The following is an 11761-nucleotide window of genomic DNA, read 5'->3' on the forward strand; positions in this document are numbered from 1 at the left end:
TGCCTCATAGATGTTTCCTTTATCTAGCCGTCTGAGCCGGATTAGTAGGCACATTATTTTGCTTCATTATCCAACGGGCTATGTTATCTTTTCGCATGAACTTAACACCAGTATGCTGTTTTGCATATTGGATAAAATCATCAAGCGCTTTTACCCGTGCAGGCGTTCCTGCAATACGGTCATGAGCACTAATCGACATCATCCGTCTTCTATGCTTACCTTCGGCGTATAACACATCAAACTCATCCTTTAACTCTTGTAAGTAGGCTTGGGCCGTCATAGCTGTGCTTCCTGAGTAGCGCACAATGTCGTTATTACGAAAAGTATAAGGTACAACCACAAAAGGCTTATTATTTACTGGTGTAAAAGAAGGCTCATCACGCGATAGATCATCAATATGATAAATAAACCCAAGCTCTTGCAAAAGCGTAAGTGTATTTACTGAGTGTCTCATCCAAAATGCATTGAAGCCAACTGGCCGCATTCCTGTCACTTTTTCGATAATATCTGCACTTTTAATATATGAAGCGCGCTCTTGTTCAACACTCATCGAATATTGTGGTGTCCATGTTTGGCCGTGACCCGATGCTTCATGCCCTCGTGAAACCACTTCTTTAGCAAGTGCTGGATTTAATTCCACAGCCCTGCCCACCATATGAGAGGTAACTTTAATATTATGTTTATCCCATAGTTCAAGTAATCGCGGGATCCCTTCATTCATCCCATACTGATACCAAGTAGGCGAAATAGTATCGTGATAACCCTGCTCTATTTGAGGAAACGGCCCTGCATCAGAGCTGTCTTGTGCTGTTGCTTCAAATTGCATTGAAATAGAAATCACTAATTGTGCATCATCAGGCCAATAACCTGATTTCTCAGGTAGTGGGGCTGCATTTAATAGCTTACTGCTGCACAGTGCCATTAAAAGAATGAGTAAAGGTAAAGCCTTCATTTTTATCTCCTAAGCTAATTAACGCGGTCCTGCCGTTACTGTGATCTCGGCTGTTTGCAAAGAGTGTTGGTGTAAGAAAAACCCTGTAAGTGCACTTGTTGCCCCTTGTGGAACAGCTAATTTTTCTACATCCAATGCATACACTTTATAGGTGTAGCTATGCTTGCGTCCTTCTGGTGGACATGGCCCAAGGTATCCGGGCTTCCCCATATCCGTATTACCTTCAATGGCTCCTTTGGGCAAAGTCGTTGAAGATAGTGAGTTACTAGTAAGAGGAATATCATGTACTACCCAGTGCCAAAAACCACTGCCAGTTGGTGCGTCATTGTCATACACTGTCACGGCAAAGCTTTTGGCTTTCTTAGGCGCATTTTGCCATTTAAGTTGTGGCCTAACATTACTCCCCTGACAACCAAAACTATTCCAGTATTGCTCACTCTTTATTGCCTGCCCTGGCTGTAAATCAGGGCTCGATAAACTAAATTCAGCCGCAAAACTGGCACTACTAAACAGCCCGCTGATCAGTAAAGTAACTACTGAGTTTGAAAAATTAACCATTTTTAGCCCTTATATTTTCAGTTAAAAAGTTACTTTTGATATGCTGGGTAATCGGTATAACCTTTGGCTGTACCGCCAAACAATGTACTCCCATCGGTAATCGTGTTTAGTGGCAGTTGCTCTTGAATACGATACGGTAAGTCTGGGTTGGCAATAAAACGACGACCGAATGCAATGTAATCGGCAAGACCTTGTTCAATAAGCTGCGCACCTGAATGCTCGGTATAATTACCGGCAACAATAATCGCGCCACTAAAATACTGACGAAGTGCGACTCTAAACTCTGGTGTTACGGTAGGTGCATCGTCCCAGTCCGCTTCGGCAAGATGAATATACGCAATACCAATTTGCTCAAATTGCTTTGCTGCCAATAAAATAGTGTCAATTGCTTCACTATCACCCATACCACGCTGAGTGATAAAAGGCGCTAATCTAATACCCACTTTATGAGCTCCAATGGCATTACTAATTGCGCCAATAATTTCACAGGCAAAACGAATACGGTTTTCTTGGCTACCGCCATATTCATCTGTGCGTTTATTCGCTGAACGTCTTAAAAACTGATCAATTAAATACCCGTTACCTCCATGTATTTCAACGCCATCGAAACCAGCCTCAATCGCGTTAATTGCCGCTTGCTTATAATCATTTACTATTTCTTTAATTTCTTTAACACTTAGTGCTCGTGGGGTTGGGCAGTCAAGCATCCGTCCTTCTCCATCATCGCCTACCACCCAAACTTGTGCATCTGGGGCAAGTGCAGATGGGGCAACTGGCGTTCCATCATGATGAAATGAAGAGTGCGACATTCGACCAACGTGCCAAAGTTGTAAAAATATTTTACCACCTTCTTTATGCACAGCTTGTGTTACTTGCTTCCAACCTTCGATTTGTTCTTGCGTGTAAATACCTGGCGTAAATGAGTAACCTTTGCCCTGAGCAGAAATTTGTGTTGCTTCAGAAATAATCAGCCCTGCAGTAGCACGCTGCGCATAATAAGTGGCCATCAGTTCAGTGGGAATATCACCCGGTTGCGCAGTTCGCGAACGGGTCATAGGTGCCATCACAATTCTATTTTGAGTGACCATGCCACCGAGGGTTTTAACTTCAAATAAGGATTCTATAGACATAACTAACTCTCTTATAAATAATGTTTATCTGGATTTAAATTAAATTTCATCACTACTAAATAGCATTTCGACCTTTATCTCTTCTGGTCCAGGTATAAAGACTTGCTGCTCTAATAGCTCTGGCACGGTTCGCTCAAAGTAGCTTATACCTGTTTGCGCTAAGCGACTTTTCAATCCTTGATAACCTATGCTACGAATCGCAATGTGATCTACCACTCCTCGGCCTTGGGTTTTGCTGTTTAATGCTGATAAGTAACCCTGTTGCGCTTTATTACCCGTGGCATTAACCAAATGAATCAAAGCAACATTATCACTGCCGTATAACCATGCCCCCTCGAAAGGGAAAGGCGGACGATACCCTTCAACTAGCCCAACTGAATTTATAAAGAACTGTCGCATCGCCTGGTAATCACAACTAGAAATTAATACATGATCTAAACGCATAAACTTTCTCTGTTGATAATGAGTACAACCAGTTTAACTATTTACTTAAATTTGATAATTGAGTTAATATCAAAAACACTATTCATTAATACTGAATTATAAAGAGTGAGGAACGATGGCTAAGATTGATGATATGCAGCTTTTTGTTCATGTGGTGCGCTCTGGCGGGCTTGCTGCAGCTGGGCGAAAAATTGGTTTATCGCCTGCGAGTATGACGGCACGTATCAACCAGCTTGAAAATCACTATCAAACCCGACTCTTAATACGTAATACTCGAAGTATTAAATTAACCGAGGCTGGAGAGCACTTTTTTCAAGGCTGTTTAAGAGTGATTGCTGAAATTGATGCCGCAGAGCAAAGTATTCAGCTTAGTAAAAACACTCTTTCGGGTAGTCTCAAAGTAACCGCACCCTCTGACTTTGGTAAACAGTTTGTTGCCCCTGCAATAGCTAAATTTGTAGCACTGAATCCACAAGTAAAACCACACCTACATTTAACCGATGGCTTAGTTAATCTAGTTGAAGAAGGCATTGATATTGCTATTCGCTTTGGAAACTTACCCGATAGTAATTTGATTAGCCGAATGATCAAAGCCAATAAACGTGTGTTATGTGCTTCAGCTGAATATTTAAAAATACATGGCCAACCTTTACAACCAAGCGATTTATTAAATCATCGCTGCTTAGTAATGGAGAGACTTGGTCAATCGATGCATGACTGGCATTTTAAAGACGAGGTAATTCGCGTACCTGTAGCTATGAGTAGCAGTGATGGTGCAGTGATCAGACAGTGGGCAATTAACGGTGCAGGTATTGCTCTAAAATCAATGGTAGATATTAATGATGATCTGACTAAGGGTAATTTAGTGACGCTACTTGATGACTATATTCTCGGTTTTAGTAATAAAGATAAACAGCAAGTTGGCTTACAGTTTCTTTACCCATCAAGGCAATTTCAGCCACGACAAGTTGCCGCATTTATGGATTTTTTTCAGCAGCAAATTTAAATAAACAGCCGACAAAATAAAACCTTGAAAGCATGCACTTCCAAGGTTTTATTTATAACGTTTGGCAGTTATAAAAATTAAGCCGTGCCACCTACTGTTAGGTTATCTATTTTCAGGCTTGGTTGGCCAACGCCTACTGGTACACTTTGACCGTCTTTACCACAAACACCGACGCCTTTATCAAGCGCTAAATCATTACCTACCATAGAGATTTGTTGCATAACCTCAGGGCCATTACCAATTAATGTTGCCCCTTTAATTGGCTGAGTAATTTTACCATTTTCAATTAAGTAAGCTTCTGAGGCACTAAACACAAACTTACCTGAGGTGATATCCACTTGGCCGCCACCAAAATTAGGAGCAAACACGCCTTTTTTAACCGTGCTGATAATATCAGCTTGGCTGTGCTCTCCACCTAACATGTAAGTGTTGGTCATACGTGGCATTGGTAAATGCGCGTATGACTCACGACGTGCGTTACCTGTTGGGTTTACCCCCATCAAACGCGCGTTCATTTTATCTTGCATATAGCCTTTTAAAATACCGTTTTCGATAAGTACGTTATAGGCTGCAGGCGTACCTTCGTCATCCACATTAAGTGAACCACGACGATCAGCCATAGTACCATCATCAACCACAGTACATAGCTCTGAAGCAACTTTTTGCCCTACTTTACCGCTAAACGCAGACGCGCCTTTACGGTTAAAGTCACCCTCGAGGCCATGGCCTACCGCTTCGTGTAACAACACACCTGGCCAGCCATTACCTAATACCACTTCCATAGTACCTGCAGGGGCATCAATAGCTTCTAAGTTTACTTTAGCTTGACGAACGGCTTCTTCTGCAAAACCCATCCAACGCGGCTTACCATCAACCAGCTCTTTAAAGTAACCATAATCTAGGCGCGCACCGCCACCAGCACCGCCACGTTCACGGCGACCATTTTTCTCTAGCAATACAGAGCAGTTTAAACGGATCAGTGGGCGAATATCGGTAGCAAAGGTGCCATCGCTAGCTGCAATTAATACTTCTTCGTATACCGCAGACATTGAGCTAATGACTTGCTCAGCATCTGGGGCTAATTCGCGAATATAGTTTTCAAGCTCACGTAACAAATTAACTTTATCGGTATCGCTCATGCTAGAAATTGGTTGATGTGGCGCGTACTGCTCTTTAGCAGCCACGTCACTAAATACTTTAACCGCTTTATCTTCACCTGCATCGGCAATACTACGTGCAGCAGTTGCGGCCTTATTTAGCGCTTCTAAATTAATTGCGTCTGAATACGAAAAACCAGTTTTTTCACCACTAACAGCCCGTACGCCAACACCACGTTCAACGTTATAAGACCCTTCTTTAACAAGGCCGTCTTCTAATACCCAAGACTCATGATGACTCGATTGAAAATAAAGGTCGGCATAATCAACTTTGTGCTGGTGAATATAAGCTAATGTTTTTTCGAGTTCTTCTCGATTTAGCTGGCTGTCGTGTAATAAATGCTGTTCAACCGAATTCATAATAATGGCTCTCTAAATCGTTGGTGAGATTGCAGCGGCATATCTCGTCTAATTTTGTGTAACTGGTTCAAATCTACGGTACAACTAATAAAACCAAGCCCTGTTGGTTTTTCACTTAATGTCTCACCCCAGGGCGATAACATCAGGCTGTGACCATAAGTTTGTCTACCGTTTTCATGTGTTCCATATTGCGCTGCAGCAATAACATAACACTGCGTTTCTATGGCACGTGCTGCCAGTAGCGGCTGCCAATGCGCTTTACCTGTTGGAACAGTAAACGCACTGGGTACTAATATAATTTCTGCGCCTTTACGAGCTAAGGCATTAAATAAACCAGCAAAGCGCAAATCATAACATACTGTTAAACCAATTTTACCAAAGGGAGAATCAACAACCACAATCTCATCGCCCGCTTGAGTAAAGTCGGACTCTCGGTAGCTGCCGGTCTGGTCATCTACCTCAACATCAAATAAATGTATTTTGTTATAGCTTGCAACAATATCGCCTTGGTTATTAAACAAGTGTGAGGCAGCGTAATACTTATGTTGGTCATAGGGCTCTGGCATGGTGCCAGCATTTAACCAAATATTGTGTTTACGACACAATTCACTAATTTGCTGTTTATATTGCTCAATACGCTGTGACACTAACAACGTATCACCAGCGTGTTTACTAAACACTAAAAACGCTTCTGGTAAACATACTAACAAAGGCCGCGTGCTTGGTAATTCAGCTAACGCTTGCTTTAAAGCTGCAATGTTATCATCAGGGTTAAAGCCTGAGCACATTTGCAATGCGATAATCGCAGGAGATGAGTTTATGCGTTGTTTATTCATTGCGCGGCGCTAACCTCAGCATCTTTGAGTTTTAACTCTGAGGATGCTCGCGGCTGATTTTGTGCTGCTTGTGGCAAGGTCACCTCTCGGCTCTTACGATCTAACTCTTGTACCTGAGGATCGTTCATTTTACCCGTCACTTTAAAGTTGATCTCTGAGATCACTCGCGCAGAATGAATTACTTTATCAATTGCTAAAGCTGCAAGCCCCGTTACTGGGTTAACCATCCAAGCCACAATTACTGGAATACTCGACGTTACTTGCGGTGCTACTGCTAAGTCGTAGTCAATTTCGAGAGTATTTAAATTTGCATACCCTTTAATCGAGAGATCGGCAGGCACCCCATCCATTTTAGTATCTTGGGTATAGGCAATGCCCTTATCTATCTGCATCGTACCTTTCATGCTGTTATAGAAAAAACCTTTAGAAAATACATCTCTAAAATCAAGTTTTAGCTTACGCACTAATGAATCAAGGCTCAGTAATGAAAATACCCGTGCGCCTCCATCACTCACCTCAGTTAAATGGCCCTCGCCTAAATCCCAACTAATTTCACCGTCTAAACTAGCAATGTCTAAGTTATAAGGTGCCGCTTGCCAATTTAGTTGATAATTTAGATTCGCGTTTGAGTCTTTAATAGTAGTGGTGATATCAAATTCATTAAATAAAGCGCCAATATCATCACTTTTAAGTTCGCCGCTCATTGCTGTTAGGCCATTTTGCCACTGCCCTTTAGTACGTAATATATGATCGCCCTTATCAACTACTAGCTCAGAAATAAGCAGTTTTTTACCATCACCTAATAATGAGGCGCTGACTTTATCTAGCTGATAATGGCTGATCTTACAATCGGCACATTCAAACTCAATAGCAGGCAAATTTGTAAGCCATGCAAGTTGTTCAGGAGATGATTTTTCGCTCGGTTGCTCTGTTTCGGCCTCTAAAAAATTAAGCCTTAAATAGTCACTGTTTATTCGAATCGGCTGACTTGATTGCTCGCTGGGAATGAACACTTCTGCTCGTAATTCTTTAGCATTGAGCTTTAATTGCAAGTTATTATTTAAGGGCGATAAACGCATATCAAAATCATTAAACTGCATGCCACTCACATTAAAAGAGTTAATATTCGCAACAACCTCATACAAAGGCGGCATAATACCTGGCGATGCACTCTCTGGCTGCGCTTTAGCTGCATTAATAATTTGATCAATTAAATCAATCCAAGGTAATAACTCACTTTGCGCTAAGTTAATACTTACCGCTAAATCTTGCGCGTTAAGCCCTAAATCTTTGTTACCGATTATAAAGTGGGCGTTATTAAACTGTGATTTAGCATTGTCTAGAATGGCATTAAAATACACTAGCTGATCAACGTTTGCGGTGATCAAGTTAGATATATCATCACCTTGAATAACTGCACGCAGTGGCCAAGCTTGCTCACTACTTTTTGTATATGCTCCAGGCAAAGAACTACTTAAGCCAATAAGTGGCGATTCAACTTGGGCACGATAGTTAAACCCTTGCTCGGTAAAATTAAGCTCCAAAGCAATATCAACATCACTTTGCCCACTTAAGTAACCATTTAAAATGCCTTGCCCACGGTTTATAAGTGTTTGCGAATCAAGCTGAGCATTTATATTTATATTAGCGCGATAATCCTCTGCGTTTGCGTCACTATTGTAGTTAATAGTTAATGGCATACCCAGCCATGAAGCCGTTGCATTAGTGAGATTTATTTGTTGGTTATTAAAGCTAAGTTCGCCCTTTAAATGCTCAAGAGAAATACCAGGTGCAGAAATGTAGAGAGGTGAGTCGAGTAAATTAACCTTACCACTGACACTGGCTCCCCCCTCAAATTGTGAACCTATTAGTAATTCAATATTTGCACTTGCAAGCCCCTGTCCTTGCACAACATTAAAAATATCAGCTAATGGATTTGCTAAAGGCGTAGCGGCAAAAAAATCGTGCATTTTTTCAAGCTCAGCTTGCTTATCAATATTAACCACCAACGGCGCATCACCCATTAAGTCATCAATACTCACATGTACACTGCTGCCAACATCAAGGTTTACCAGTTGGCCTTGCTGACTATATATATCCATTCGCTCATTAGCAAAATGCAGTTTTACATTGGCATTAGTAACTGCTGGCCAATCGGGATCGAATTGGTAGGTGGCATTATCTATTTGTGCTATTACATCAAACTGCCCTGAACCATCGTCAAATGGAAAGCCTGATAGTGGGCCAGAAAATAACACCTGAGTATTTGATACTTCACCTGCTTTTATTGCACCATTTAAATAACTAACTAACTCAGGGCTCATTAACGTTAAAGGAAAATAGTGACCAGCAATACTGGCATCAGGTGCAAACGCTTCAGCATATAAATCTAAGCGTGGCGTATCACCCAAACTCAGCTGCATTTGTGCGCTTAAAGTCACCTCATTGTTATCAAACCACAGGTTATCACTGCTTATGTACCAATCGCCTGAGCGCTTAGCTAAATCTAGCTCAATATTTAATTGGTTATAATCAATATTATTACTAAAACTAGCGCCTGTAATTAAACGGCTGTTCTCACCAAAAATCGCAATGCGACCATACTGTTGATTAACCAGCCCATTAACTCTTAAAGATTGAGCGGCAGGTACGGCGTTTTTTTCTTGCCAGCTAATTTCGTCAGCATCAAACCATAGTTGCCATTGCTTTGTATCTGCAAACTCAAGGTACGCAGTCTTTATTTGTCCGCTAGGTTGGCGTGCTAAAAAAGGGGCTAGGTCGGTAAAATTAGTCAACTCAGCTAAATCACTCAATAGCGCTAAATCAAGCTGCTGTAGCCATACTTTATTTTGCTTACCCAATAAGGCTTCAAATTCAAGGCTTGGCCATGTGGTTTCACCCGTACTAAATGCTAAGCCCGTGCTTTTTAATCGCCAGCTATTTTGCTCTGGGTATAAATGAAATCCCCCTTCACTTAGGCTTACCTTTTGTGTTTGCTCATTGAGTTGCCAATTTACCGCGCTCGGTAACCACTGAACTTTTACGTCACTCACTAGACCTTGCTCTAATCTAAGCCAAGCTTGTAAATTTAAATCGCTATGTAGTTGCTGCTTTTGAGTATTAATATATTGCGCTAGCCAATTTGACACATCAACCTGATTAGCCTGCACATACAAATCACCAACCATTTGCTCTAAGGTTTCCCCCTTAAGTGCAATGCGCGCATCAAAATTCCCTACCGAAATACCCGGTAATGCTAGACTACCGCTACCAAGGTGTTGTTTATCTTGGTTTTGCCATACAATGTTTTCTAATAACAGTTTACGTTCTTTGTTATCTTCTAAAACAAAATTGATACTGGAGTTTTCTATTGCAAAATGACCGGTTTCACCTAAAAACAGCCCTTCTATTAACTCTTTTTGTTCAAATGACACATCGTCTTGATTACCTACAAATAAATTCGCGACATTAACCTTGGTATGAAAACCATTGATGACAAAGTAATTCGACTTAAGTTGAAGGGACTTTAGACTTTCCCAAAGGTTTAGCTCTAAACTGGTTTTCGCAATAGTTAAAGAAATAGGGGCGGTTTGGTTGTCTTTAAATGATAATTCTTCGAGCACTAAGGCAGGGCCATTACCTTGCCAACTTGCCGATATAGCGCCTATCGATAGGCTAATATCAAACTTGCTATCAAGATAATTTTCTATCTCGCCTTTATAGTCATTTGCGTAGGGTAAGGTGTATTTTAAAATAGAAACAATGACGGCCAGTAGCACCAAAATTACAGCACTTATTTGCCATAATTTGCGCACACAAAAGAAACAGGCCGCTTTAAATTTCATTACATCATTACCACATCAAACTGCTCTTGGCTGTATAAGCTCTCTGTTTGAATATTAACTTGCTTACCAATAAATAACTCTAACTCTGCAAGGTTATGATATTCGTCATTTAATAGCGCTTCACATACTGCAGGAGATGCATAAACTACAAACTTATCAGCTGCATAAGCGCGGTTAACACGTACTATCTCACGAAGGATTTCATAGCATACGGTCTCAACCGTTTTTTGAGAGCCTCGCCCTGAACATGCAGGACATACATCACACAGTATATGCTCCAAACTTTCGCGAGTTCGCTTGCGGGTCATTTCAACCAGTCCCAATGCTGATAAACCATTAATGTTGGCTTTAGCACGATCTTTAGCGAGCGCAGACTCTAATGAGTGCATTACCCGGCGTTTGTGCTCATCGCTCACCATATCAATAAAGTCGATAATAATAATACCGCCCAAATTGCGCAGCCTTAGTTGACGGGCAATAGCAGAGGTTGCTTCAACATTGGTGTTAAAAATAGTTTCTTCAAGGTTACGGTGACCAACAAATGCACCGGTATTAACATCAACCGTGGTCATTGCTTCGGTTTGATCTATGATCAAGTACCCGCCAGACTTTAAAGTCACCTTACGATGCAACGCCTTTTGAATTTCACTTTCTACATCAAATAAATCAAAAATGGGGCGCTCGCCCGGATAATACTCAAGTACTTGTGATAATAACGGTACAAATTCTTCAGTAAACAGCTTAAGCTCTTGATAGGTAAGCTTAGAGTCAACACGAATGCGCTCCATATCTTCGCCCACGTAATCACGTAATGTTCTAAAAGCCAGCGTAAGATCTTCATGCAGAATACTCGCTTTGCTGGTTTTACGGCGCTTAGAAACTATTTTATCCCACAGCTTTTTTAAAAATGCAGCATCGTGACGAAGCTCTACTTCACTTGCGCCTTCTGCGGCAGTTCTAACAATAAAGCTACCGTTTTCATCACCATATTCAGCAACAATTTTTTTAAGCCTAGCGCGTTCCTCTTCCGTTTCGATACGTTGACTCACACCAACATGCGTCGCATCTGGCATAAATACTAAATAGCGTGACGGTATAGTAATATCAGTGGTTAAGCGAGCACCTTTACTGCCCAGTGGGTCTTTAACCACTTGCACCATAATGTACTGACCCTGGCGAACAAGCTCACGAATATCTTGGACTTTTTTAATTGGCTCGTCGTCAACACCTTCAACAATAGAAGCACTATTGACGATATCTGAAGCGTGCAAAAAGGCGGCTTTCTCTAAGCCTATATCAACAAAAGCGGCTTGCATTCCAGGTAGCACGCGACTTATTTTACCTAAGTAAATATTGCCTACTATGCCTAAATTACCAATACGCTCTAGCTGAATTTCTTGTAATACACCGTTTTCGATTAGGGCAACGCGACTTTCACTCGGCGTGACATTGATCAGTAGTTCTGTACTCATG

At 41.3% G+C, this 11761-nt stretch carries 9 protein-coding genes; 1 reads left to right on the forward strand and 8 read right to left on the reverse strand.

Annotated elements, in window-relative coordinates:
- Positions 1 to 19: 19 nt before the first annotated feature.
- From AN392_RS06620 to AN392_RS06635, 4 genes are read right to left on the reverse strand one after another with little or no spacing between them, the layout of a single operon-like run.
- Entirely contained in the window at positions 20 to 922 is a 903-nt protein-coding gene (locus tag AN392_RS06620; protein WP_055012294.1) for a polysaccharide deacetylase family protein, read from the reverse strand.
- Between the two features lie 48 nt (positions 923 to 970).
- A complete protein-coding gene (locus AN392_RS06625; protein ID WP_010390480.1) occupies positions 971 to 1510 on the reverse strand; it encodes a YbhB/YbcL family Raf kinase inhibitor-like protein in 540 nt (179 codons plus the stop codon).
- 29 nt (positions 1511 to 1539) lie between these two features.
- A complete protein-coding gene (locus tag AN392_RS06630) occupies positions 1540 to 2640 on the reverse strand; it encodes an alkene reductase (RefSeq protein WP_054202524.1) in 1101 nt (366 codons plus the stop codon).
- 39 nt (positions 2641 to 2679) lie between these two features.
- Entirely contained in the window at positions 2680 to 3084 is a 405-nt protein-coding gene (locus AN392_RS06635; RefSeq protein WP_010390477.1) for a lactoylglutathione lyase, read from the reverse strand.
- Positions 3085 to 3199: 115 nt separating this feature from the next.
- Between AN392_RS06635 and AN392_RS06640 the strand changes: the two genes are divergently transcribed.
- A complete protein-coding gene (locus tag AN392_RS06640; RefSeq protein ID WP_054202525.1) occupies positions 3200 to 4090 on the forward strand; it encodes a LysR family transcriptional regulator in 891 nt (296 codons plus the stop codon).
- Between the two features lie 77 nt (positions 4091 to 4167).
- On the opposite strand, the gene tldD is transcribed toward AN392_RS06640, so the two are convergent.
- From tldD to rng, 4 genes are read right to left on the reverse strand one after another with little or no spacing between them, the layout of a single operon-like run.
- Positions 4168 to 5607, reverse strand: coding sequence for a metalloprotease TldD (gene tldD / locus AN392_RS06645; RefSeq protein ID WP_055012250.1), 1440 nt, complete (start codon positions 5605 to 5607; stop codon positions 4168 to 4170).
- A complete protein-coding gene (locus AN392_RS06650; RefSeq protein ID WP_054202527.1) occupies positions 5604 to 6443 on the reverse strand; it encodes a carbon-nitrogen hydrolase family protein in 840 nt (279 codons plus the stop codon). Before AN392_RS06650 ends, tldD begins: the two co-directional genes overlap by 4 nt.
- A complete protein-coding gene (locus tag AN392_RS06655) occupies positions 6440 to 10288 on the reverse strand; it encodes a YhdP family protein (protein ID WP_055012251.1) in 3849 nt (1282 codons plus the stop codon). Before AN392_RS06655 ends, AN392_RS06650 begins: the two co-directional genes overlap by 4 nt.
- The gene (gene rng / locus AN392_RS06660; protein WP_010390470.1) at positions 10288 to 11760 is read right to left on the reverse strand and encodes a ribonuclease G; all 1473 of its coding nucleotides are present in this window, start codon (positions 11758 to 11760) and stop codon (positions 10288 to 10290) included. The genes AN392_RS06655 and rng overlap by 1 nt, the downstream gene beginning before the upstream one ends.
- Position 11761: the final 1 nt, after the last annotated feature.

This window comes from Pseudoalteromonas sp. P1-16-1b (assembly GCF_001401785.1).
In the GTDB taxonomy this organism is placed as follows: domain Bacteria; phylum Pseudomonadota; class Gammaproteobacteria; order Enterobacterales; family Alteromonadaceae; genus Pseudoalteromonas; species Pseudoalteromonas undina.

What these genes read in the sequence shown, in the direction of transcription:
- AN392_RS06620 (WP_055012294.1), bottom strand. Translation starts at nt 922, where the DNA reads ATGGCACTGTGCAGCAGTAAGCTATTAAATGCAGCCCCACTACCTGAG.
- AN392_RS06625 (WP_010390480.1), bottom strand. Translation starts at nt 1,510, where the DNA reads ATGGTTAATTTTTCAAACTCAGTAGTTACTTTACTGATCAGCGGGCTG.
- AN392_RS06630 (WP_054202524.1), bottom strand. Translation starts at nt 2,640, where the DNA reads ATGTCTATAGAATCCTTATTTGAAGTTAAAACCCTCGGTGGCATGGTC.
- AN392_RS06635 (WP_010390477.1), bottom strand. Translation starts at nt 3,084, where the DNA reads ATGCGTTTAGATCATGTATTAATTTCTAGTTGTGATTACCAGGCGATG.
- AN392_RS06640 (WP_054202525.1), top strand. Translation starts at nt 3,200, where the DNA reads ATGGCTAAGATTGATGATATGCAGCTTTTTGTTCATGTGGTGCGCTCT.
- tldD (WP_055012250.1), bottom strand. Translation starts at nt 5,607, where the DNA reads ATGAATTCGGTTGAACAGCATTTATTACACGACAGCCAGCTAAATCGA.
- AN392_RS06650 (WP_054202527.1), bottom strand. Translation starts at nt 6,443, where the DNA reads ATGAATAAACAACGCATAAACTCATCTCCTGCGATTATCGCATTGCAA.
- AN392_RS06655 (WP_055012251.1), bottom strand. Translation starts at nt 10,288, where the DNA reads ATGAAATTTAAAGCGGCCTGTTTCTTTTGTGTGCGCAAATTATGGCAA.
- rng (WP_010390470.1), bottom strand. Translation starts at nt 11,760, where the DNA reads ATGAGTACAGAACTACTGATCAATGTCACGCCGAGTGAAAGTCGCGTT.